Origin of the sequence: Citricoccus zhacaiensis (assembly GCF_014645315.1) — a bacterium.
Classification (GTDB): domain Bacteria; phylum Actinomycetota; class Actinomycetes; order Actinomycetales; family Micrococcaceae; genus Citricoccus; species Citricoccus zhacaiensis.
In genome coordinates this window covers 313,285-336,589 of record NZ_BMLQ01000005.1, presented here as the reverse complement: position 1 = coordinate 336,589, position 23,305 = coordinate 313,285, and the positions used below count along the sequence as shown (strand labels likewise).

The following is a 23,305-nucleotide window of genomic DNA, read 5'->3' as shown; positions in this document are numbered from 1 at the left end:
CCCTTTACACCCAGCGGAAGGAGCCTAAGCAGGTGGCTCTGAACCAGAATAACGATGGCTCCCAAGGCGCCCAACGCATCCAGCGGTCACTGGCTCTCAAACCCAATACGGATGGCGCTCAGAACGCCGAATATTCACCTAAGAACCGCGAACGCCGGGATTAGGTTCGCGCCAGGCTCCAAGATCAAGACAACCGTGACCATCGGCGACACCCTCACCATCACAGGAGCCGGGGCGTCCGTGGAGGGTGGCACCATCGAATCAGCGGCCGCATGGGATGTTATCAATGCCATCCCCACATTCGCGGTCGTCCACGTGAAGGCCGAGGACGTGCGGATCGCCGGACTCCTTCTGGTCAACGTGCCCAAGGTCGGGATCTGCTTCGCCGACGTGAAGACTGGAACCGTCGAAGGCTGCCGCATCGCCGGCAACTACCCCGCATCCGGGTGGACTGGGAGCGAGACCGGTCACTTCGGCATCGCCTATAACCCGCACGGGGTTGACGCCGGCCGACTCGTCATCACGGACAATCACATCAAGTCCTACCTCCAGGGTATGTTCATGGAAGCCTACGGCGGGCCCGATCCCGCCTACGGCATCGTCATGTCCTCCAACATCTTCGATGGGTGCCACAACCACGGCATCTACTCATCGTTCGACCTGAATGCCGTCGCCGGAAACTCATTCACGCGGTGCTCCATGCACGTCGCACTCACCGGCAGGGGCCACGTGGTCACCGGGAACACCAGGTAAACCTACCGATTCGAATGCAGTGCCGCTTCAGCCACCGTCGTCGGCGGAGTCCGAATCTACAACTCCCGGGGAGACATGGTCCAGGGCAACAGCTTCCTGGTCGCCATGGGTACGGTTCCAACCTCACCGTCCGCGCCGTCTGGGACGGCTACAGGATGCGCGTTCGGCAAGTATGGCCCGAACGCTCATGACACTCTCAACGCCGCCGCAGCTAAGCCGATCAACACCACATCTGGGACGGCGTGTTTCGTGGACGAGAGTGGTAGCGGTGACCCCAACGGAGCGTTCTTCGCTACTGCCGGGTCGCGGTGGGCGCGCACAGACGGTGGGGCGGGAACCAGCCTATACGTCAAGGAGACTGGTCCGACCAGCGCTGCCGGGTGGGTCGCAAAGTAGTTGTCAGGTGTCCGGTCGGGGTGCGGTCGCCACGAGTACGGCGTAGTTCCAGTCCTAACCCGACGGCGACCATCACCCACAGCAATCGGTTGCCGACCAGATCAGACGAGGACAGGGCGTTGATGAATGCAAACGTCCACACTGTGAGAAGCAGTGCCCCTGTCTGCGTATTGGACTCCTGGAGGAGGTAGCGGAATGAGATGGCGAGCACCACAAGGATCCCGGCGAGAGCAATCCATCCTCCTTCCACGGCCGTTTCGAGCAGAATGTTGTGGCTGTATTGGGTGTAACCCGTGACCGCTGCCCCCGGGGTGAGCGTGACGTGGCCGTAAAGGCCACCGAACCCGACGCCCCCGGGGGTAGTGAGGGCGATGTCAAGCGACTCTGACCAGAGGCTGTCCCGCCCAGAGCTGTCTTGGCTGAAAATCCGGTTCGAAGAATCGAGGCCCTCGCCCCGGAATAGCAGGTAGACGCCCGCAATGAGGCCGCTGACACCCACGACGCGGGTCGCCGGTGATGCTATTCTTCGGCTCACTAGGAGCGCGAACACAATCGCAACCCCGGCGGAAATGAGAGGGCCTCGACTACCCGTAGTGGTCGCCGCGAACGCCGAAACTGCTGCCATAACGAGCAGCAGGCCCCTCCACCAACCGCGCCCCCAATACGCCATGAGGGCGCACAATAGTGCTCCAAGCGAGGCCATCCGTCCAAGATCAATCGGGTTCAGGCCCAACACGGACGCGCGACCGTCGAACGTGGAAGTCTCACCGATGGTCAGGAGCTCGACGGCTACGACGAAACCGAACACCGCCAAGGCTGTGAGGAACGCCGGATTCAGGGACCACCTACCGACGATCTGAGTCGTCACGAGCACGATCAGCAAGGTTAAAGCTAGGCCGATTGTCTTGGACTGCCCGTAATGATGTGGGGCGGCGGCTAAGAGGCCGGGTAAGAACGTGAGGGCCACAAGGAAGATGAGTAGGTGTGGCCCGCCAATGTACCCCTTATCGCTGATCCAGGCATGACCAGCGATGATCGTAGCGACGCCGAGTGACAGGGCTGTGGGCTCGGTGAAGATCGAGCCGGTGAAGTTCGGAATAAACAGGTTCGAGGTAGCGAGCACGGCAAGGACGAGGGCGGCAAACCCGCCCTGACGTTTCCGAATGCTCCCCACAGAACTTGACGATACCGGAAGCCCGATCGCCGGCCGGACCGACGACCCGTCCACATCACCGGATATGCCCAATCCCATCACTGCCGAACACCACAAGGCGCCATCTGCGCTGAGCGAACCACACTCGTAACCAGAGAGGGCCTTCGACCTGACTGATGTAAACCGTGGGTCACACTTAACCCATCCATCCTGCTCGGCATTGTTCTGCTCAAGAATCTAAGGCAGGCTCTTCGCGACCTCAGCACTCGGCCACGACCATCGCCGTGGCCACGTCCCCGTCATGGCTGAGGGACAGGTGCCACTTCTTGACACCCTTGGCATCGGCCACGTCGGCCACGGTGCCGATCGCCACGACGTGCGGGGCGCCGGCGGCGTCGATGTCGATCTGGCAGTGCTGCCAGTTCATGCCGGCCGGAGCACCGAGGGCTTTGGCCACGGCTTCCTTGGCGGCGAAGCGGGCGGCAAGGGATCGGGTGTTGAGTTCGCGCTCGGCTGGCGTGAAGAGGCGGTCCCGCAGGGCCGGAGCTTTGGTCAGTTGCTGCTTGAAACGGGTTACCAAGACGACGTCCACGCCAATACCGATGATCATTCGGCCATCCTATCGACCTGGCGAGAGGTCGCGGGGACAGGTCTGGAACCAACCTCGCATCTCAGCGACCCAGCTTGAGATGATCGATTGGGGTCTGCAGCCACTCCGGCGGCTCAGCCGCGCACCCCGGAGTCATGAACGTTTTCGCATACGCCGCCATGGCGTAGACGAAGTCATACACATACCCGCGCCGGTCGCGAACCGGTTCGAACTCATACATATGCAGTTCACCGTCCCAGCACCGGTCGACCAGCATGCGGGAACGCTCGATGTGATGGTCGAACGTCAGCACCCCCAAGTTCCCCACCCCGTACTGGCGAGCCAGCTCCGTTCCGACGATCGCCTCCCCCTGTGTAGTGAATGGATCCGGAACAAAGCACTCGACGGTGGCCCCGCCCGGTGACTCCTGGCAGAGGCTCACCGGAGCATTCTCCGGAGTCGATACCAACAGCCGGTCGGTCACTCCCTCCTCGGCCAATCGCCGGGCCTCGTCATGGGCACCGTCTTGGGTGGCAAGCACCAGCAACGCGTCCACCTGCGGCGCCGGGTTCACCCGCGGGTTCACGGTCATCCATGCCAGAACGACGCCGACCCCCAGGAACGCGACGACCACCAGTCCCAGTCCCCGTAAGATCCAGCGGCGCAATCGACCGCGCCTGGTCGATTTCCGCAGGCGCCACACTCGCGCATCGCGGCCCCTGCCGCCACCGTCCCGGCCGTCCATCAGTTGGTCCAGCGTCACCGCTGGGCAGACTGCAGGATCACGATGCCCCGGCCGGGCACGGAGATCCTGTCCCCGGCGGAGAACTCGGTGGTGTCCGGGGTGGCGTCGGCGGTGTCCACCACCAGATCCCAGGAATCCGGGAACGGCTCACCGGGCAGGGTGTACTCCACCGGCTCCCAGTACGCGTTGAGCAGCACGTAGAAGTCGTGGTCACCCCCGTTGCCGTGGTCTTCACCGCCTCGCTCGGTCTCCGTCAGGTCGTGACCATTGAGGAAGAAGGCGATCGACTTGGCGTAGTAGGTCTCCCAGTCTGACTCGTCCTTGGCCGTGGCATCCGGCTCGAGCCACACGATGTCCGGCAGCGCCATCGAGTCCGACCGCGCGGCAGGCCGGCCGTCGAAGTACCGCCGGCGCCGGAACACGGGGTGATCCTGCCGAAGTGCCACCACCCGCGAGGTGAACTCGATGAGGTCCTCGTCAGCGTCATCCCAGTGGATCCAGGACAGCTCGTTGTCTTGGGCATAGACGTTGTTGTTGCCCTGCTGCGTCCGCCCCAGTTCGTCGCCGTGGCTGATCATCGGCACGCCCTGGCTGATCATCAGCGTCGCCAGGTAGTTCCGCTGCTGCTGGGCACGGAGCTTGAGGACCTCGGCGTCCTCGGTGTCCCCCTCCACGCCACAGTTCCACGAGCTGTTGTGGGATTCGCCGTCGTTGTTGTCCTCGCCGTTGGCCTCATTGTGCTTCTCGTTGTAGGAGACCAGGTCCCGCAACGTGAAGCCGTCGTGGGCGGTGACGAAGTTCACCGAGGCCCGCGGGGTGCGCCCGTCGTCCTCGTAGAGGTCGGCGGAACCGGTGATGCGGGTGGCGAACTCGGCAAGAGTTCCTGGCTCGCCGCGCCAGAAGTCCCGCACGGAGTCCCGGTACTTCCCGTTCCACTCGCTCCACAGCCCCGGGAAGTTGCCCACCTGGTAGCCGGCCCAGCCCACGTCCCAGGGCTCGGCGATGAGCTTGACGGTGCGCAGGACGGGGTCCTGGCGGACTACGTCGAAGAATCCACCCAGCATGTCCGGCCCCTGCTCGCCCTCCGAACGGGTCAGGGTGGTGGCCAGGTCGAAACGGAATCCGTCTACGTGCATCTCCTGCACCCAGTAACGCAGCGAGTCCATGACCAGCTGCAACACCATGGGGTGTGAGAGGTTCAGCGAGTTCCCCGTCCCGGTGTAGTCCATGTAGTGGCGCTCGTCGCCCTCCACCAGGTGGTAGTAGTTCACGTTGTCGATGCCGCGGAAGGACAGAGTGGGCCCCATGTGGTTGCCCTCGGCGGTGTGGTTGTAGACCACGTCCAGGATGACCTCGAGCCCGGCGGCATGCAGGTTCTTGACCATCTGTTTGAACTCGCGCACCTGCCCGCCGGTGTCCCCAGCCGAGGAGTACGTGTTCTGCGGGGCGAAGTAACCCAGGGTGTTGTACCCCCAGTAGTTGGAGAGCCCCTTGTCCTGCAGGGAGGAGTCGTTGGTGAACTGGTGCACCGGCATCAGCTCCACGGCCGTCACGCCCAGCTTCGTGAGATGCTCCAGCACCGCGGGGTGGGCCAATCCGGCGTAGGTTCCCCGTGCTTCCTCGGGGACCTCCGGGTGCAACTTGGTCATGCCCTTGACATGGGTCTCGTAGATAACGGTCTCGTTGAAGGGGATGTCCGGCTGCACGTCCTCGCCCCAGTCGAAGGAATCGTCCACCACCACGCCCAGCATGGTGTGACCCAGCGAGTCCGAGGTGTCGATCGCGTCGTGGTCCTCGAAGTCGTAGGAGAACTGGTACTGGCCCCAGTTGAAGTCACCCGTGATCGCCTTGGCGTACGGGTCCAGCAGGATCTTCGCAGCGTTGTACCGCAGACCGGACGCCGGATCCCAGGGCCCGTGCACGCGGTACGCGTACTTCTGTCCATCCCCCACGCCGGCCACGTGCGCATGCCAGGTGTTCCCAGAGCGCTCGATCAGCTCCACGCAGGTTTCGGCGCCGTCAGCGTCCACGAGGCACAACTCCACCTTCTCGGCGGCTTCGCCGACGGAGAGCGCGAAGTTCGTCCCGTCCTCGTCCGGTGTGGCGCCCAGGGGGTAGGGCACGCCGGCAGTGGTCTCGACCATGTGTCTCCTCGGATGGAAGCGGATTCCGAAGAACAGTCTATGGTGATGGAGGCTTGATGCCGGTGTGATCCAGGTCTACGCCTGTGAGGCCGCGAGGTACTCCTCGAGGGCCGCCCACTGGTCCCGCGGCGTGAATCCGGAGGCCTCGAGCTTGGCCAGGTCCAGCACGGAGTTCAGCGGTCGCCGAGCCACGGACTTCCCTGCGAAGTACTGTTCTGTGGTCACCTCGGTGACGTCCTGCGGTAGCCGATCTGCGTGCGTGTAGACGCGCCGGGCGACCTCCGCCCAACTCCCCGGCTCCCCGCCGTTCGTCACGTTGTATGTCCCGTAGGGGGCGTTGCCGTTGCGGAGGTGAATGATGGCCTCGGCCAGGTCCCGGGTGAAGGTCAGCCGGCCGACCTGGTCGGACACCACGGACGGGGCGATCCCGCGCTCGGCCAGTGATTGCATGGTGCGCACGAAGTTCTTCCCGTCCCCGATCACCCACGAGGTCCGCAGCAGGTAATGCCGCGGCACCACGCCTACGGCCAGGTCCCCCGCCGCCTTCGAGGTCCCGTAGGCGTTGACTGGTCGCAGCGGGTCGGACTCTGTGTAGGCGCCATCCTTGGTGCCGTCGAACACGTAATCCGTGGAGATGTGGATGAGGGTCACCTGGTGCTGCACGCAGGCCTGGGCCAGCCGCGCCACGCCCTCGGCGTTGGCCGCCCATGCGGCCTGGCCGCCGTCCTCGGCCTCGGCCTCGTCCACCGCGGTGTAGGCGGCGGCATTCACCACGGTGCCCACGCGGCGCCAGTCGATGCGCCCGACGGCGGCCGGGTCGGCCAGGTCGAACCGGTCCCGTCCCAGGAACTCCACGCCGGGACGGTCGGCTAGCTGGCGGACCAGTTCCCGGCCGAGTTGGCCGGTGGCCCCGAGCAGCAGCGTGGTCGACGGGGCCATGGGCTCCACCTCGGCCAGTTGCGGATGGGCGCGGTCCTTGTCCGAGAGTTCGGCCTCGTCCAAGGGGATCGGCCAGTCGATGGCCGCCGTGGGGTCGGCGAGGTTGAGGAAGGTGTACTGCGCCTGGGCCTCTGCGGACCAGTGGTCGTTGACCAGGTAGGTGTAGGCGGTGTTGTCCTCGAGGGACTGGAAGGCGTTGCCGACACCCCGGGGCACGAAGATCGCCGTGGACGGGTCGATCACGGCAGTGAACACCCGGCCGAAGGTACTGCCCTGGCGCAGGTCCACCCAGGCCCCGAACACGGAGCCGGTGGCCACGGAGATGTACTTGTCCCAGGGCTCGGCGTGGATGCCCCGTGTGGTGCCGCGGCTGGCATTGAAGGAAATGTTGTTCTGCACCGGCCCGAAATCGGGAAGGCCGAGCTCGGTCATCTTCTGCCGTTGCCAGTTCTCCTTGAACCAGCCGCGGTTGTCGCCGTGCACGGGCAGGTCGAAGATGGTGAGCCCGGGGATACTGGTGGGCTGGGCCGCGAGGGGCTTCGAGAACTGCACGGCCGTCGTTGCCCGTGCCGAACCCGCCGTCTGACCTGCGTCCATTACTGTCCCGTCAACTGGTACTTTGCCTCCGCAGCGGCCTTCTGGGGCCGCCACCACGGTTCATTATCCCGGTACCACTGCACGGTGGCCTCCAGACCCGCGTGGAAGTCGGAGTATTGCGGGAACCAGCCCAGCTCGGTACGCAGCGTGGTGGAGTCGATCGCGTAGCGCAGGTCATGCCCGGGGCGGTCGACCACGTGGTCGTAGGCGCCGGCGGACTCGCCCATGATCTCGAGGATCGACTCGATCACGGCCTTGTTGTTATGCTCCCCGTCCGCGCCGATGAGGTAGGTCTCCCCCAGCCGGCCGCGCTCAAGGATGGTCAGCACGGCCGAGGAATGGTCATTCGCGTGGATCCAGTCCCGCACGTTGAGGCCCTCCCCGTAGAGACGAGGACGCACGCCGTCCAGGACGTTGGTGATCTGGCGCGGGATGAATTTCTCCACATGCTGGTAGGGGCCGTAGTTGTTGGAGCAGTTGGAGATGGTGGCCCGCAGGCCGAAGGAGCGCACCCAGGCCCGTACCAGCAGATCCGAGCCGGCTTTGGTGGAGGAGTACGGGCTGGACGGGTTGTACGGAGTGGTCTCGGTGAACCGCTCCGTGTCGTCCAGCTCCAGGTCCCCGTAGACCTCGTCCGTGGAGATGTGGTGGAAGCGGACGTCATGCCGGCGGGCGGCCTCAATGAGCGCGTAGGTCCCCAGGATGTTGGTGTCCACGAAGGGCCGCGGGTCGTTGAGCGAGTTGTCATTGTGGGACTCGGCCGCGTAGTGCACCACAGCATCCACCTGGGGCATGAGCTCGTCCAGAAGATCGGCGTCCGCGATGTCCCCGTGCATGAACGTCATCCGGTTCACAGGGAGGCCCTTCAGGGAGGCGCGATTGCCGGCATAGGTTAGCTTGTCCAGCACGATGACGCGGTGGTCCGTGGACTCCAGGACGTAGTGGACGAAGTTGGACCCGATGAAGCCGGCGCCGCCGGTGACGAGGAAGGTGCTCACGGTCTCAAACTAAGGGCGAGTCGTCCAGGAGTCCCCGGTGATGGCTACTCGACCTTCACTTGTCACGGGCTCCAGCAATGTGGAGTCAGGCGGACCGTTGCAGCAGGTTAATTACCTCGGCCCGCCCGGATCCCTCATCGGCTATTGAAACTCCCTGAGACTGACGGGCCATTGATGACGGCCTCGGCTGCCCGCAGCGTGTGGAGACCGTCCTCCAGGGTCACGATGCCGCTGGTCCCGTGCAGGATCGCGTCGCGGAAGGCTTCGTGTTCGGTCTTCAGCGGTTCCGGTTTGGGAAAGGCAAATCGGGTGACGTTGCCTTCCTTGACACCGCGGAAACTGGCCAGGGCATCCCACTCCGCTTCGACGCTGCCGTTCTCGTAGAAGGTCAAGTCAGCGGTGAGGGTGTCGGCCACGAAGGCCCCCGCCTCACCGGTGACGGTGGTGACGCGTTCCTTCATGGGTGAGAGCCAATTGACCAGGTGATTCGTGATGACGCCGTTCTTCAACCGACCAGTGACGGCAATGAGGTCTTCTCGTCCGTCACGGACCAAGGTGGCGGATTGAGAACTGATCTCTGAAAAGCGCTCTCCGCCCAACCACATGGTGAGGTCCAGGTCGTGCGTCCCAAGGTCGCGCGCTACCCCAACGTCGGTAATGCGACCTGGGAACGGCCCCTGCCGGCGCGTGGCAATCTGGTGTACTTTACCGAGTTCTCCGGCTTCAAGGCGCCGTTTGAGGTCTTGGAGGGCAGGATTGAACCGCTCAATGTGACCGACTGCCCCGACGAGTCCCCGCGTAGCGAACACGTCGACGAGCCGCTGGCCGGACTCCGCATCGGCGGCAATGGGCTTCTCAATGAACGCGTGAACGCCTGCCTCAGCAAGCTTCATGCCGACTGGCTCATGGAATGCCGTTGGAACTGCCACGATGGCGGCGTCCAGCCCGTGGGCAATAAGGTCGTCGACATTCTCGTATAGCGGTATGCCGGTCGCGGCACCATGGACGTCTCCACCGGGGTCGGACACGGCCACCAGTTCAACGCCGTCCAGTTGCTGGAGGACACGGGCGTGGTGACGTCCCATCATGCCCAGACCGATGAGCCCGACCCGGATCATGCTGACGCTCCTGCTCGGGCCACGGCCGAGACGGCGGAGATAATGCGTTCGAGGTCTCCCTGTTCCAGGGACGGATGTACCGGGAGTGACAGGACTTCCTGTGCGGCGCTCTTCGTCTCTGGGAGGTGTGCTTCCACGCGGAACGATTCCAGTTCGTTCACGGGGACCGGGTAGTAGACTCCCGCTCCGACGCCATGCTCATTCTTCAAGGTAGAAATGAAGGCGTCGCGTTCATTCGCAGATGCGCCGATCAAGCGAATCGTGTACTGATGATAGACGTGGGTCGCCTTCTCGGCGACGACCGGGGTCTGAAGGCCGTCCAGGCCGGCCAGCCCCTGATCCAAGGCAGCGGCGTTCGACTGTCGCTTGGCCGTCCAGTCCAGGATCTTGGTCAGCTGGACACGGCCAATGGCAGCGTGGATGTCCGTCATGCGGTTGTTCAGCCCCGCGACCTCATTCCGGTACTGCTGCTCCATCCCCTGGTTGCGGAGCAGCCGCACGGAACGGGCGACGGCTTCATTCGGAGTGGTGACCATGCCTCCCTCGCCTGAGGTCATGTTCTTCGTGGGGTAGAGGCTGAATGCCGAGAACGCCCCGAACGATCCCACCGGTCGACCGTCCCAGGACGAGGCATGGGCCTGGGCCGCGTCCTCGAAGATCTGCAGGCCATGTTCATCGGCCAGCTGTTGGAAGGCCGTCATGTCAGCCGACTGCCCGTAGAGATGCACGGGCATGACGGCCTTGGTGTTGGAGGTCACGGCCGCCCTCACGGCGGCCGCATCCAGGCAGAAGGTCTCCGGATCGATGTCCGCAAAGACCGGGATGGCACCGGTGAGCGCCACGGAGTTCGCAGTGGCCGCGAAGGTGAAGGCCGGCACGATGACCTCGTCACCGGGACCGATGCCGGCGGCGAGCAGTCCGAGGTGGAGGGCGGAGGTGCCGGAGTTGACGGCCACGCTCGGGACCCCCGGTACGAGAACCTCGCTGAATTCCCGCTCAAAAGCGGCAACCTCCGGACCTTGGGCGACCATGCCCGAGGCCAATACCCGGTCAACGGCCTCCCGCTCCTCGCTCCCAATGATCGGCTTGGCGACCAGAATGTCCTGACTTTCAAACGCCATTCTGTTTCCCTTCCTCAAGATGTTCGATACTCCACTGCGCCGCTGTACGGCCTGTTGTTCCGAAGGCGGACGCGCCCAGAGCCCTCCCCCAATGGCGCTCGGTTCAGCGCTCGCGCCCGCCGGGCCAATCCCCGGAAGCCGTCTCGTCCAAGGGCCGGCCGATGGTGCGGACAGTCACGTCAGCCCACTGGGTTGCGTCCACGATGCTGCGGCCGTCGATGAGCGTCCGGATCCCAGGGAGGTCGGCCGGCGTCCACTCCTTGTATTCTGTGTGGGCAGCTTGAAGGACGGCGGCATCGACGGGGCCACTCCCGTGTTTGTAGGGCGTGAAGCCGTACGAGGTAAGCTCCTCGTCCGAGAACATCGGATCGTGGACGGATACGTTCGCGCCGCAGGAGCGGAGGGTATCGATGGCGGAAACACCCCAGCGAAGGCCTTCTCCTTGACGCCACCGCGATAGGCGGCACCGAGCACCACCACGTTCTGGCCGGCGAGGTCGCCGTGGGCGCCTTCCAGGAGTCCCACCGTGTAGTCCGGCATGCCGGCGTTGGCTTCGCGGGCCGAACGCACGATGGTGGCTGCCGGGTCATTCCACAGGTATAGGCGCGGGTACACGGGGATGCAGTGGCCGCCCACGGCGATGCCAAGCCGGTGGATGTGCGAGTACAGCTGGGAAATCGAGGCCTCGATGACCTTGTAGATGTCGATGTCCTGCTCGCCTGCGGAGCGGGCGAGCTGATTGGCCAGGCCGATATTGACGTCTCGATACGTCGTCTCGGCCAACTCGGCCAATTCTGATGCCTCCGCCGAACCCAGGTCCCAGGTCCCAGGTCCCAGCTCCCAGGTCCCAGGTCCCAGACTCCATTGGACCGGGCCAAGTCATCACGCTCATCAAAGTCCAAGACCGATTTGTAAAAATCCTGCCCAGCTTTCGTGCCGTCGTCACTGAGGCTACCGATGAGCTTCGGATACTCTCTCAAGTCGGCAAACACACGGCCTGTCAGAACGCGCTTGGGCGAGAAGATCAGGTGGAAGTCCTTGCCCTCTGTCAGGCCCGATCCCTCCTCCAGAACCGGCTTCCACCGGCTGCGAGCAGTTCCTACCGACAGGGTGGTCTCGAAGGAAATCAAGGTCCCCGGCGTAAGGTGCTTGGCCAGTTCCGCGGTGGCTGCGTCCATCCACTTGAAGTCCGGCCGCGCCTGCAAATCGACGAATAGCGGAACGACCAGGACCACGGCATCGGCGCCCGGGATGGCCTCTGCATACTCAATGGTGGCCTTCATAAGGCCAGCTTCGACCGCACTTGACAGCCTTTCTTGGAGATCCGGCTCACCTTGAAATGACTCAAGTCTTTGATTGACCAGATCCACAACGGAGCGGTTGATATCCACACCCACCACCTGGTTCTTCTTAAATGCGAACTGGACCGCAAGCGGTAGCCCAATCTTGCCCAGCGTCACAACAGCAATGTTCACTAACAGATCTCCCCTGCTATTTCCGCTTGGGCGTAGCACACGCGTGCCGGCCGCAGGTAATACTAGGTCCAGCGTCTGACATTTCGAACTACTGGTCCGGAAGTGAAGTTGGCGGGAATCCACCTCTCTTGGCAAACACGATGACCAAGAGAACGAACACGACGTAGCTCGATGCGAAGATCATGGAGAGAATCCATGTCATAGCCACCGAACCGACACCTAGGGATCCGCACACCGAAGCTGCAACGACAATGAGGACAAAACGCCCGGAGTCCCAAAAAAGTTGCGCGGTGGAATGGCCGGTCGCGACTAGGAGTTGACCCAGTGGACCGGCCAAGATTTGGGCGACGATCATCGGTACAAGCGCCGCCAGGTAGCTTCCTGCCCCTCGGAATTCCTCACCCAGAATACGAAGGAGCAAGGCTTCCGGGATGAAGACGAGAACGACACCAGCAACCAACGATATAGGTGTCAACAACAGCAACCACTTCTTTAGCACATGCGCGTACGGCTGGCTGGAACGCACCGCATGTGCCACCCCTCCAGTGACCACAGGTAGCAAACTCGCCGTGACGAGGCCCACCGGAGTCACCAAGAGTCTTTGTACAGCTGAGAACACACCAGCATCCTCCACGCTGCCGAATACGCTTATCGAAATGAGAATGGACCATACGCAGATGGCATTCATGATCCCCGCGATTGCCAACTTATAGGCGGAGCCCATCAAAGCTCGACGCCGGGCGCGCCGGATCCGTTCACGAGGACGCTGCGTACGTGCCCCGAACGCCTGCACACCCCACGTAGCCAAGTATCCGGCGGCGAACCCAAACTCAATTCCCCGGGATGCGGGAAAGAAAACTCCAACAGGTATCTGGACACCCACTTGGCCCACCCCATTGGCGACCTTACCCAGACCGATCCGACGGAACTTCTCTTGCCGGACCAACATCTGAATCGAAACAGCAGCAGCCGCCAACGAACCGCTAGTCACCCAGAATGCCAGTGAATTCCATACATCAAAGGACTCAATACTTACCGAGTACACAACCGACGCGATGAAAGACCCACATAGAACTAGCTTCAGTGCCCTTCGACTGATCCACCTAGCTTCCGCCTCACTCGCCGACGGAATGAGAAACTCCATCCTCAACGTCAGCAACGGGACAAGAATGCTGGCTGTTGCGAGGAAAATCGTTGCCGCGCCTAATGCAGCTGGGCCATAGAGCCGAGCAATAAAAGGCGTGGCAAGATAGATAAGCGCCTGCCCGAGGATCGTTCCAAGTGAAATCCATCCGGCTCCGCCCAAGTCTCTCAAAATGCGCACAAGGAGGCGTCCTCACATTTGGCTAGCATTTGAGAATTCAGGTCGACACCCTCGATTGGCAAAACTCCCCGCATGCCGATCCTCCTCAGTAAATATACGATCTCAAGCGAACGTCGTCCGCATCAGGACTTACCGACATTAGGCGCACGGCTCGCGGGAGCCATCGGCCAGACAAGTGGCCAGGGCAACCGGTGAAGATACAAGCGAGTTGATCAACGAAATGAAATCAAAAATAGATAACTCAATAATTAACCACCGATGTATGGTGGCGAATATCGATGCGTGAATATCCAAAAATATAGTGATTCTCAATTCGTACTAAACATCAATCGCGATTCCTAATGCCCTGACCCATCTGATCAAGTAACTTGCTGAATTCAGCATCCCAACTGAAATCCCGCAGAAATGCTTCACGCGAACGCTTTCCCATCGCCGAAACCAAGTCCGGATTATCCTGAAACCATTCGATGCCATTCGCTATAGACTGGGGATCTTCAAAATCGCAACAAATCCCAATATCATACTTTTCAATTATCTCACGGATGAGAGGCGAATATGTCGGAGCCATAATCGCTAATCCTCGCGACATGTACTCGAACAACCGATTCGGCAAACTCGCCCGCCCTAGCTCTCGTCCATACCCGATCATTCCTACCTGACACGTATCCATGATTGCGGGAATCTCGCTATGAGGAACAGAATCAGACAAAATCAACTGATGTGAAGCATCATATTCTTCAGTCAGATCGTAGAAATTCTCCATGTATGGAGGGTCCTCCGAATTTTTCGAAGAAGGAAACATTAAGACTCGGGCGTCACTCCGGAGCAATCTAAGGCCACTCAAGATTTCGGCAGTCCCATTAATTCCAGTCGCTTTACCATGGAAGAATGTCACTAGCTTATCATCTCCTCCTGCAGCAGACTCTGCTTTAAGCGCGGCAAACCAGTCGGGAGCTGAGTTCAGTACCGTTACTGAAGTCTGCATGTGGCCCTCGTAGACCGTCAGGACCGCTGGACTAACTCCAGTGACAATGTCGCTACGCCTCGTTACAAATCGAATAGAGCTAATCAATAGGTTCGACGCGAGCTTCCCGGAGCTCTTACCTAACCATCGAGATAGCAAGTCAGTGTGGTATTCCTCATGAACATCGAAGATAACTTTGGACCCATGCAATGGCTTCAAAATAACTGCGATAGCCGCGGCGTCAGGATCCGGACAATAAACCCACTCTGCCCCCCGGTGCTTGGCGAGCCGAATAGCAGATTTAGGTATGGCAGCTAATCGACTCATCCTGCCTCGGCCCTGAGGATAAACATCGTAATCAATTGAATTATCTCGGAATGAGTTGCCCGAGAAATACGAAATGGCAGGGCCAATCCAACTTAGGCGATGTCCGTGGTTCATAAATGACCGCGCAAACTTACTATAGACTCGGACATCGTCAAGAGGGTGAGCAGTCGTAAATATGGAAACCTTCATAGACTTCTCCTTTGAGGATAAAATAGACGCGAGACTCTGCTTGATGCCTCCCGAGAATTAATTTTCCTCGAAATCTTGCGCTTAAACTGTATTGATTGCGATTTGGGCCTGTTTTTCAAGAAAAGTCTAAAAGTGCCTGAATCGCTTTTTCTGAAGCGTCGCCTCGTCCGTAAGGCACGCCTTGAGGAGCCGTAGGAAATGGGCGTGAAGCCGCAGAGATGAGGCTGTCAGAATCAGATACGAGAATATTCCAGTCGTCTTGCAGGGTTTCTACCCACTCAGTTTCACTGCGGACGGTCGTACATGGAATCTGCAGAAGAAAGGATTCCTTCTGGAGACCTCCGCTGTCGGTTATCACTCCGACCGACCGCTGAACTGCAGCAATCAACCCAGGATACGGAGCAGGTGGCGACAGTTTCACCATACCGCTTTGAAGTTCTAGCCCAGCTTTTGACGCTCTATCAACAAGTCGAGGATGAGCGAAAAGCGCAACAGGAGTTTTCAGGGCTTGTAGCCCGTCGATGATCCTGCGTAACTTATTGGGATCATCGGTGTTTTCTGCCCTGTGGATTGTGGCAACAAGATACGGGGATTCGGGGTCAATTCCGCCGGGCAATTTGAGGCTAGCCGGGTCATTTCTGGCAGCGTCGGCAACGGTCAGACAAATGTCCGCCATGACGTCACCCGTGACAACTGTGCGACGAGATAGACCTTCATTATCGAGATGACTCGCCGCGACTTCAGTAGGCGCCAAAAGTAGGTCTGCCGCGTGATCGGTTACGATTCGATTAATCTCTTCGGGCATCTTTCGGTTGAAGGACCGAAGACCTGCTTCCAAATGTGCAACTGGAAGGTGTTGTTTCACGGCGGCGAGCGTGCCAGCCAATGTTGAATTCGTATCCCCGTAGACCAAGGTCCAATCTGGACGTTGCTCAAGAATGACTTCTTCTAGCCGTTCTAACATTCGACCCGTCTGTGCACCATGCTGTGCCGATCCAATTGCCAGGTTGAAATCGGCTTCGGGGATCTGTAGGTCGTTGAAGAAGACGTCGCTCATGCCCGCGTCGTAATGTTGTCCAGTGTGAACTATGACGTGTTCGAGATCCTCACCTGCTTCCCTCTTGCGAGCAATGGCACGGGAGATTGCGGCGAGCTTCACGAATTGCGGCCGAGCTCCCACAACCGACAAGATCTTCACACTTAACTCCTATGTCAGTGATTGCTGTACAAAGCTTGTTGCCTCGAACGGTCTTCCACAACTCCACCATATTAGCTGTTAGATATAAGAGGTCTGACCTGCCGCGGTGATTTCGGACAGTGGGCCCTCTTAAGATGAGGGCGTTACTGAAAGAGGGTCGTGGCATGACTACATCACGACAACGGTCCACTCAGGAGTTCAAGGACGAGCTGTGCCGCGAGGTCATCTCAACGACCAGGTTGTTCTACAGTTCCTCATATGCGAATCCCGGCTCGACGGTGGTGGAGTCGAGCATTCGATCGTATAAAATTCACTACCCGGCGCGAGGAATCAGCGATCCCATAGTCGTTCGGGATTGTCGACCGCCCATCTTCTCTGTGTTGTTGGATCGTCATACGTACTGAATCAACAACATCATCAGGCTCAAGCCCAGTAGTAATGATCGATCCGGTATCAATAGCTTCAGGGCGTTCTATGGCATCCCTAAGCGTGACAGCGGGGAACCCCAGCATAGAAGATTCTTCGGAGATCGTCCCTGAGTCCGAGATGACGCAGCGGGCAGCGAGCTGGAGCTTATTGTAGTCGTGGAAACCGAGGGGCTCGTGGAGTCGGAGGTTGGTGTTGGTCTCCAGGCCATACTCCTCAATCCGCTTGCGCGTCCTGGGATGGGTGGAGACGAGGAACGGGACGTCCTGGTCGGAGGCCACAGCCTGCAGTGAGGCAAGGACCTGCTCCAGGCGGTCCTTACGGTCCACGTTCTCCTCACGGTGGACGCTGGCCAGCAAGTACCCGCCCGGTTCGAGACCGAGTCGGTCCAGCACGTCCGAGGCGTCGATCTGATCGCGGTAGGACGTCAGCACCTCCAGCATCGGCGAACCCATCACCATCACATTGCGCGGGTGCAGTCCCTCCGAGAGCAGGTTGCGCCGCGAGTGCTCCGTGTAGACGAGGTTGTAGTCGCTCACGTGGTCCACGAGGTGCCGGTTGATCTCCTCGGGAACGTTCGGGTCGAAAGAACGGTTTCCGGCTTCGAGGTGGAACACCGGCACCTTGAGCCGCTTACCCATAATGGCAGAGACACAGCTGTTGGTGTCCCCCAGGACCACCATGGCGTCCGGGTTCTCCTCCAGAAGCACCCGTTCGGTGCCCCGCAGCACGTCTCCCAGAACCGCCCCAAGGGACGAGGTGTCCACGTTCAGGACATGGTCCGGGCTCCGCAGCCCCAGATCTCGGAAGAACACCTCGTTAAGGTTGTAGTCGTAGTTCTGGCCCGTGTGCACCAGTACGTGGTCCGTAGTGGCCTCCAGCCGGCGGATCACGCACGCCAGCCGGATGATCTCCGGCCGGGTCCCCACAACGGTCATGACTTTCAGCTTCTTGGCCACAGCAGCCTCAGACTTCCTGGTAGAACGTGTCGGTGTCATCGGGGTTGAAGATCTCGTTGGTCCAGAATTGCGTGAGGACGTCATCGTACGTGCCCGTGTTGCAGATGTTGTGCACCCAGCCGATGGGCATATCCACAGCCTGGGGCTGGTCGCCGTTGACGTTGATCGTCATCGTCTCCGTGGAGAACATGCGCCGCAGCCCGAGTGAAGCCTCACCGGCTAGCACCACGAAACGTTCGATCTTCCGTAGGTGGTAATGCTGGCCGCGGACCACGCCCGGTCTCGTGGTGGAGAAGAACGTCTGTCCCTCACCACCATGACTCTTGACCGTCTCCACCAAGTGTCCCCGCTGATCGGCGCGCGGCTCGAGCGTCTGCGCAGGCCGGGCCCCGAAGGCGTAGGACCGATAGGTGTTGAACAGATCCCGGTCGAAGGAGTCCGTCAGATCTGGGATCTCCGACCGAGAGTAGATCTCGTGGAAGTCGGACAGCTTCTGGGCGATCTCCGAGACGGTCACGTCCGATGTCCGGTAGGTGTCAAGGTCCTGAGACGCCTGGGCGTCCAGGAGGGCTTCTGCCGCCACCTGGGCGTGCATGAGCTGGAGTTCCTTGTCGTGTTGCACCTGGACAGGCTCCCCGTTGGCCGTCAGGTGGCAGAACGTCGCCACCACGGAGTTGTAGAACGGCTTCCCGTGCTCGCCGAAAAGGTTCGGGAGAAGCAGGTCCACGAACGTCAGGCCCAGCTCTTTACAAGCGTCCTCGAGGAGGCGCGCTGCATCCTGCTTAGCAGAGCCGTACTCAGATCCGTTGCCCGCCTGGATGGAGTTGGCGTACACCACCGTCTCTGGCGGGCTCGGAGCGATCCTGAGGGCCTCGGCGATTTGACCGGCCATCAGGCGATTCCCCCGGGCGACCTCCTCAGCGGTGCCGCGGTTGACGCCCGCCACGTGGACGAGCCGGTCAGCACCGTCAATGGCCGCGGTCGCATCAGCCAGATCGAAGCCATCACCGAGGTGAATGGAACGGACGTCCTCACCCGTCCTGGAGAAGTTGCGGATCCGTAGATGCCACCCCAGAAATCCACCGGCGCCGGTTGCAGCGATGATGCTCACGCCAGCCCCCAGTTCTTCCGCTCGCGTTGGATCTCCGGGAGACTCAGGAGAAGCTCCTTGGTCTCCTCGACATCCATGTGCCGGGCGGTGTGCGAGTCGTAGTCCTCGTAGGTGTTCACGGTCTTGCTGCCCTCCTCGAAGAAGGGTGTGTAGTCCAACTGCCGCTTGTCTGCAGTCACCCGGAAATAGTCGCCATGATCCACTGCGCGCGCCAATTCCTCACGAGTGGCCAGCTGCTCAGAGAGCTTCTCCCCATGGCGTGTGCCGATGATGTTCATGTCCGGTACTCGGTCAAAGAGCTCACAGACGGCGGCTGCCAACGTCCCGATGGTGCACGAGGGGACCTTGCGGATGAACAGGTCGCCCTGTTCGGCGTTGTTCATGGCATAGTGCACCAGGTCCACGCTCTGATCGAGACTCATCATGAAGCGCGTCATGTCCGGATCCGTGACGGTGATCTTCTTGCCGGCCTTGAGCTGGTTGATGAACAGCGGGACCACACTGCCCCGCGAGTACAGGACGTTGCCATAGCGCACGCAGGAAACCACGGTCTTGGCCTGCGGATTCTCCAAGCCGTGCGATTGGGCGACCTTTTCCATCAATGCCTTGGTCATGCCCATGGCGTTGACCGGGTATACCGCCTTGTCCGTGCTGAGGCACACCACGGATTCGACTCCAACCTCTTCCGCGGCCTTGACGACGTTCTCGCTGCCCGTGACGTTGGTCTTGACGGCCTGCATCGGGAAGAACTCCGCCGACGGCACCTGCTTGAGCGCCGCCGCATGGAAGACATGCGTCACTCCCAGCATGGCCGCACGGATGCTGTCATAGTCTCGGACATCGCCGAGGAAGTAACGGATCCGGTTGTCACCGAGGTCATGGCGCATCTGATCCTGCTTGGCCTCATCGCGGCTCAGGACGTGGACCCGTTCACTGCCCTGGTCGAGTAGGTAACGCACCATACGATGGCCGAAGCTGCCAGTGCCGCCGGTGATCAGCACGGACTCGGGAACCGCCTGCTTCGGTTCGCTCTTGTCACTCACTGTTGTCCTCCATGATTGCTCGTCATTGTCTGTCTGCTGACCGATCTCATCGGAACAGCACCACCTTCGCGGTGTTGCCAAGAATTTTCAGATCCCCCACCAGAGACCTATGCTTCACGTAGTCCACGTATGCAGCGGCCTTTCTCGGAAGGATCGAGTCCACATAATGCGACTCAGGATCCCGGGCCAGCGCCAGTTCGTCGCCCTCGTTCCGAAACTCGATGGACGCGGGATCCGTGATTCCCGGCCTCACTGACAAGATGATCGCTCGCATCTCGGTGGGCCATTGGGCAACATACTCGGGAACCTCCGGACGAGGTCCCACCAGCGACATATCTCCGCGGAGCACATCGTAGAACTGCGGGATCTCGTCCAGCTTGGTCTTGCGGAGGATCGCGCCGATGCGGGTCACCCGTGGATCTCCGGTGCCGGATACGGCCAGTCCACCGTGGTCGGGTCGCATGGTCCGGAACTTGTGAATCTTGAACGTCCGGCCGTACTGCCCGACACGTTCCTGGGTGAAGAGCACCGGGCCCGGAGACGTCGCCTTGATGGTGACGGCCACTACAGCCAGTGCGGGGCTGGTGACCACCAAGGCCGCTGCCGAGACGACCGTGTCGAGGACCCGTTTGATCACCTCGTCAGCACCCGCCCGACTGCGCCGATGACCTTGTCCACGTCTCCATCGGTCATGGAGGAGAAGATCGGGAGGCTCACCGCCCTCTCGAACTCCCGGGTGGCCACGGGGAAGTCAGCATCCTCCGCACCGCAAGCGTCTTTCCAGTACGGGTGCAGGTGGAGAGGGATGAAGTGGACCGAGGTTCCGACACCTTCGTCGCTCATGCGGTTAATAAACTCGTCACGGTGCAGTCCCGCAGTCCCGGCGTCGATGCGAAGCATGAAGAGGTGCCACGCGTGGTTCTGAGGGTCCTCGGGGACCAACGGCAACTCGACGGGCAGATCCCGGAACGCCTCCAGATATCCATAGGCGATCGCTCTTCGTCTGTCTCGCATCTCCACAGCTCGACCGAGCTGGACACGGCCCATGGCCGCAGCAGTGTCCGGCAGGTTGTACTTGAACCCGGGTGCCACGACATCGTAGCGCCAGGCCGGCACCGTCGACTGGTAGCGGTTGAACACGTCTCTACTGATTCCGTGCAGGCGCATGGTGCGCATGCGCTGGGCCAGGTCCTCGGATCGAACCATCACCATGCCGCCCTCACCGGTGGTGATCGTCTTGGTCGCATAGAAGCTGAACACCACCGCGTCCGAGGTTGAGTTTCCGACGAGCTTTCCGTTCGACCTCACGGGGAAAGCGTGGGCCGCGTCTTCGACCACCAGCAGCTGATGCCGGGTCGCGAAGTCCTCCAGCTCTCGGGCATCCACCGGGATCCCGGCCAGATGCACCGGCATTACGGCCTTGGTGCGGTCAGTGATCTTCCGCCCCGCGTCTTGGAAGTCGATGTTGAGAGTCGCTGGGTCAACGTCTACCAATATCGGGTCCGCGCCCACATACCGGACCACCTCTGCCGTGGAAGTGAAGGTCCAAGTTGGGACGAGCACTTCGTCGCCCGGACCGATTCCTAGTGCTTCCACGGCCAGGTGGAGCCCAGCTGTCGCCGAGTTGACGGCCACACACGTGATGTCTTCGCCATCCAGGAACTCCGACATTTCCTTCTCGAAGGCCGCTGCGTTCGGGCCGGTCGTCAGCCAGCCTGAACGAATCGTCTCGGTGACGGCCTCGATCTCAGCCTCGGTGATGTCCGGCCGGGCGAACGGTAGGAAGGGGCCGGTCTCAGTGTTTTCAGGCATCCTCAGAGATCCTTTCGGAGGCAGACGTGTTCACTGCTTTGACGTATCGGTTCATGTGTCGGTTCTCCGGCGTCGAATACTCGTCATGCAGGGTCCACCCGAGGCGGCTGTAGAAGGCATTCACGCTGTCATTCCCCTCCGCGTCGGTGGTCAGCATGGCGGACGAGGCTCCTTGCCGTTGCGCCTGGTTGGTCCAGGCGTCCAACAGCTGACGACCGGCACCCTGTCCCTGCAGGTCCGGATCAACACAAATGGAACTCAAAAGGGCCGCTCCGGGCAGGTTGTCAGAGGCCTCCCCACGGTAGGCCACAGCGCGCAGCAGCCGCGGTGCGTGCACCGGGTTCTTCAACGCGATCGCCGCACTCTTGGTGGCGAAACCCACGAGTCGTCGTTTCAGTAGGCGCTTGAAGAAACCCGCGGGTTCTGTGGTTCCCACCGCCGCGCCCCGCACTCTGCCGGAACCGTCGAGCAGCACGGAGGATACCGCCGTCGGGTCCTCCAGGAAGCCCTGGTAGAACTCCCGCAGGAAACCCGGGCCCAGCTTCGTGAGGAAGAACTCCGGGAAGGCCTGTTGATGAAGTCTCGCGACCGACTCGATATGCACCCTCCGCAGCGGAACGGTGCGTAGGGACGGGGTGACGGTGCCATCCAGAGTGGTGCGTCCGGCCGCCACGGCCAGGGTGTGTTCGGCGAGATCCGTGGTGGCGGCGAGGCTGAACTGGTCTTGGTAGGTCTTCCGCGCGATGGCGCCCATCGTTGCCAATCCGTCTCGTCCCAACGCCGCCAACTTCCGAATCCCGGCAGCGATTCCGGCCGGGTCCGTCTGGTCGACGGCCAGTCCCGCACCCGACGACGACACCACGTCGACCACGTCACCACTGGCAGCCACCAGCGCGGCGGTTCCGGAGGCAAGGATCGCTTGAGTCTTGCTCGGCATCGTCAGGGGAGTGAGTGGATCCTTCACCAGGCTGATGTAGGCGATGTCCGCCGTCGCCATGAGATCAGTCATTTGTTCCTGTGGGACACGGCCGATGAAGCGCACAGAGGGTGCAGACTCGGCGAGGGAGCGAAGATGCTCCTCGGTATTGCCGCCGCCCGCCATGAGACACACGAACCGCTCAGGGTCCAGGGACTGGCACGCCGTCATCAAGGTGTCGAGTCCCTGGGCTTGTCCCATGGCACCCGCGTAGACGAGGACGATCTGGTCCTCCCCGATGCCCAGTTCCACCCTCATGGATTGACCCCCGGGATGGAACACCTGCTCATTGGCCGGCTTCGGGATATAGGTGATCTTTCCAGCTGGAACGCCTCGTTCGGCGAGGATGTCTCCCACACTGGGGGCGATGTGCACGACGGCGTCGGAGGCCCGGTACATCGAGGAGACCCATGCGTTGAGCACAGGTGCGGCGACCTTTCCGACGGCGCTGCCGGCCGGGAACCCGGACACCATGACGGTGTCCGGCCACAGGTCGGCCACTTCGCTGATGATCGGGGTGCCCCTCAGATACCTCTGAACAAGCATCGGGAGGGCCACCGTGATCGGAGAGTAGTTGACCCAGACCACATCCGCCCCGCGGAGGGAGTCGAGCCCCAGCGCGGCGGCGCTCGCCCCGAAGGAGCCGTAGTTGATCAACCTCCTAGCCAGCGAGTCGTCGTGGCTCGGAAAGAGGAAGGTTCGCGTGACATTGACCCCGTCGAGCGTCTCCCGCAGGCGAGGCTGGAGTCGGTATCCGTCGGCCAGCCGGCCTTCGGGATAGTTGGGGAACCCAGTCACCACGTTGACACTGTGCCCCCGCTTGACCAGTTCTCGGGCGAGGACCCCGGGCAGGGAAGCCGGACCGGGTTCCGGGTCGTACCACTGGGTGATCATTCCGATCTTCATGCCGCCGACCACCGTCCTTTAGTCGTAGCCGTGTCCATGAGA

At 61.3% G+C, this 23,305-nt stretch carries 18 protein-coding genes and 1 pseudogene; 1 reads left to right on the top strand and 18 read right to left on the bottom strand.

The window, feature by feature from the left end; translation table 11 throughout:
- Positions 1–54: 54 nt before the first annotated feature.
- Entirely contained in the window at positions 55–753 is a 699-nt protein-coding gene (locus IEX49_RS10665; protein WP_188806121.1) for a right-handed parallel beta-helix repeat-containing protein, read from the top strand.
- Positions 754–1,102: 349 nt separating this feature from the next.
- Here the strand turns inward: IEX49_RS10665 and IEX49_RS10660 are convergent, their stop codons facing one another.
- From IEX49_RS10660 to IEX49_RS10575, 18 genes and pseudogenes are all read right to left on the bottom strand, one after another.
- Positions 1,103–2,401 carry an O-antigen ligase family protein gene (locus IEX49_RS10660; RefSeq protein WP_188806120.1) on the bottom strand — a complete coding sequence of 433 codons (1,299 nt, stop codon included), beginning with the start codon at positions 2,399–2,401 and terminating at the stop codon, positions 1,103–1,105.
- Positions 2,402–2,561: 160 nt separating this feature from the next.
- On the bottom strand, positions 2,562–2,912 hold the full coding sequence (locus IEX49_RS10655) for a holo-ACP synthase (protein ID WP_188806119.1): 351 nt from the start codon (positions 2,910–2,912) through the stop codon (positions 2,562–2,564).
- 61 nt (positions 2,913–2,973) lie between these two features.
- A complete protein-coding gene (locus tag IEX49_RS10650; RefSeq protein ID WP_188806118.1) occupies positions 2,974–3,654 on the bottom strand; it encodes an ElyC/SanA/YdcF family protein in 681 nt (226 codons plus the stop codon).
- Positions 3,651–5,780, bottom strand: a complete 2,130-nt coding sequence (glgX, locus tag IEX49_RS10645; protein ID WP_188806117.1) for a glycogen debranching protein GlgX — start codon at positions 5,778–5,780, stop codon at positions 3,651–3,653. The genes IEX49_RS10650 and glgX overlap by 4 nt, the downstream gene beginning before the upstream one ends.
- A 75-nt stretch (positions 5,781–5,855) precedes the next feature.
- Complete coding sequence (locus tag IEX49_RS10640; RefSeq protein ID WP_188806116.1) at positions 5,856–7,316, bottom strand: sugar nucleotide-binding protein; 1,461 nt, start codon at positions 7,314–7,316, stop codon at positions 5,856–5,858.
- Complete coding sequence (rfbB, locus tag IEX49_RS10635; RefSeq protein ID WP_188806115.1) at positions 7,316–8,314, bottom strand: dTDP-glucose 4,6-dehydratase; 999 nt, start codon at positions 8,312–8,314, stop codon at positions 7,316–7,318. The genes IEX49_RS10640 and rfbB overlap by 1 nt, the downstream gene beginning before the upstream one ends.
- 134 nt (positions 8,315–8,448) lie before the next feature.
- Positions 8,449–9,432: a Gfo/Idh/MocA family protein gene (locus tag IEX49_RS10630; RefSeq protein WP_188806114.1), complete on the bottom strand. Its 984-nt coding sequence runs from the start codon at positions 9,430–9,432 to the stop codon at positions 8,449–8,451.
- Positions 9,429–10,553: a DegT/DnrJ/EryC1/StrS family aminotransferase gene (locus IEX49_RS10625; RefSeq protein ID WP_188806113.1), complete on the bottom strand. Its 1,125-nt coding sequence runs from the start codon at positions 10,551–10,553 to the stop codon at positions 9,429–9,431. The genes IEX49_RS10630 and IEX49_RS10625 overlap by 4 nt, the downstream gene beginning before the upstream one ends.
- A 103-nt stretch (positions 10,554–10,656) precedes the next feature.
- Positions 10,657–12,028, bottom strand: a pseudogene (locus IEX49_RS10620) (nucleotide sugar dehydrogenase).
- A gap of 88 nt (positions 12,029–12,116) precedes the next feature.
- Complete coding sequence (locus tag IEX49_RS10615) at positions 12,117–13,352, bottom strand: lipopolysaccharide biosynthesis protein (protein WP_188806112.1); 1,236 nt, start codon at positions 13,350–13,352, stop codon at positions 12,117–12,119.
- 325 nt (positions 13,353–13,677) lie between these two features.
- Positions 13,678–14,115 (bottom strand): glycosyltransferase, encoded by a 438-nt coding sequence (locus tag IEX49_RS10610; protein WP_188806111.1) that lies wholly within the window; start codon positions 14,113–14,115, stop codon positions 13,678–13,680.
- A gap of 832 nt (positions 14,116–14,947) precedes the next feature.
- Positions 14,948–16,030, bottom strand: a complete 1,083-nt coding sequence (gene wecB / locus IEX49_RS10605) for a non-hydrolyzing UDP-N-acetylglucosamine 2-epimerase (RefSeq protein WP_188806110.1) — start codon at positions 16,028–16,030, stop codon at positions 14,948–14,950.
- 254 nt (positions 16,031–16,284) lie between these two features.
- Positions 16,285–17,394, bottom strand: a complete 1,110-nt coding sequence (gene wecB / locus IEX49_RS10600) for a non-hydrolyzing UDP-N-acetylglucosamine 2-epimerase (RefSeq protein ID WP_229672553.1) — start codon at positions 17,392–17,394, stop codon at positions 16,285–16,287.
- A 28-nt stretch (positions 17,395–17,422) separates the two neighbouring features.
- Positions 17,423–18,526 carry a polysaccharide biosynthesis C-terminal domain-containing protein gene (locus IEX49_RS10595; RefSeq protein WP_188806108.1) on the bottom strand — a complete coding sequence of 368 codons (1,104 nt, stop codon included), beginning with the start codon at positions 18,524–18,526 and terminating at the stop codon, positions 17,423–17,425.
- Complete coding sequence (locus IEX49_RS10590; RefSeq protein WP_268237713.1) at positions 18,523–19,569, bottom strand: SDR family NAD(P)-dependent oxidoreductase; 1,047 nt, start codon at positions 19,567–19,569, stop codon at positions 18,523–18,525. Before IEX49_RS10590 ends, IEX49_RS10595 begins: the two co-directional genes overlap by 4 nt.
- A 46-nt stretch (positions 19,570–19,615) precedes the next feature.
- Entirely contained in the window at positions 19,616–20,206 is a 591-nt protein-coding gene (locus tag IEX49_RS10585; RefSeq protein WP_188806107.1) for a sugar transferase, read from the bottom strand.
- The gene (locus IEX49_RS10580; protein ID WP_188806106.1) at positions 20,203–21,381 is read right to left on the bottom strand and encodes a DegT/DnrJ/EryC1/StrS family aminotransferase; all 1,179 of its coding nucleotides are present in this window, start codon (positions 21,379–21,381) and stop codon (positions 20,203–20,205) included. The genes IEX49_RS10585 and IEX49_RS10580 overlap by 4 nt, the downstream gene beginning before the upstream one ends.
- Positions 21,374–23,263 (bottom strand): GNAT family N-acetyltransferase, encoded by a 1,890-nt coding sequence (locus IEX49_RS10575; RefSeq protein ID WP_188806105.1) that lies wholly within the window; start codon positions 23,261–23,263, stop codon positions 21,374–21,376. The genes IEX49_RS10580 and IEX49_RS10575 overlap by 8 nt, the downstream gene beginning before the upstream one ends.
- Between the last annotated feature and the right edge of the window lie 42 nt (positions 23,264–23,305).

Coding starts and splice junctions, on each gene's coding strand:
- IEX49_RS10660 (WP_188806120.1), bottom strand. CDS start 2,401: ATGGGATTGGGCATATCCGGTGATGTGGACGGGTCGTCGGTCCGGCCG.
- IEX49_RS10665 (WP_188806121.1), top strand. CDS start 55: ATGGCTCCCAAGGCGCCCAACGCATCCAGCGGTCACTGGCTCTCAAAC.
- IEX49_RS10575 (WP_188806105.1), bottom strand. CDS start 23,263: ATGAAGATCGGAATGATCACCCAGTGGTACGACCCGGAACCCGGTCCG.
- IEX49_RS10630 (WP_188806114.1), bottom strand. CDS start 9,432: ATGATCCGGGTCGGGCTCATCGGTCTGGGCATGATGGGACGTCACCAC.
- wecB (WP_229672553.1), bottom strand. CDS start 17,394: ATGACCGTTGTGGGGACCCGGCCGGAGATCATCCGGCTGGCGTGCGTG.
- IEX49_RS10655 (WP_188806119.1), bottom strand. CDS start 2,912: ATGATCATCGGTATTGGCGTGGACGTCGTCTTGGTAACCCGTTTCAAG.
- glgX (WP_188806117.1), bottom strand. CDS start 5,780: ATGGTCGAGACCACTGCCGGCGTGCCCTACCCCCTGGGCGCCACACCG.
- IEX49_RS10640 (WP_188806116.1), bottom strand. CDS start 7,316: ATGGACGCAGGTCAGACGGCGGGTTCGGCACGGGCAACGACGGCCGTG.
- IEX49_RS10610 (WP_188806111.1), bottom strand. CDS start 14,115: ATGGAGAATTTCTACGATCTGACTGAAGAATATGATGCTTCACATCAG.
- IEX49_RS10625 (WP_188806113.1), bottom strand. CDS start 10,553: ATGGCGTTTGAAAGTCAGGACATTCTGGTCGCCAAGCCGATCATTGGG.
- IEX49_RS10580 (WP_188806106.1), bottom strand. CDS start 21,381: ATGCCTGAAAACACTGAGACCGGCCCCTTCCTACCGTTCGCCCGGCCG.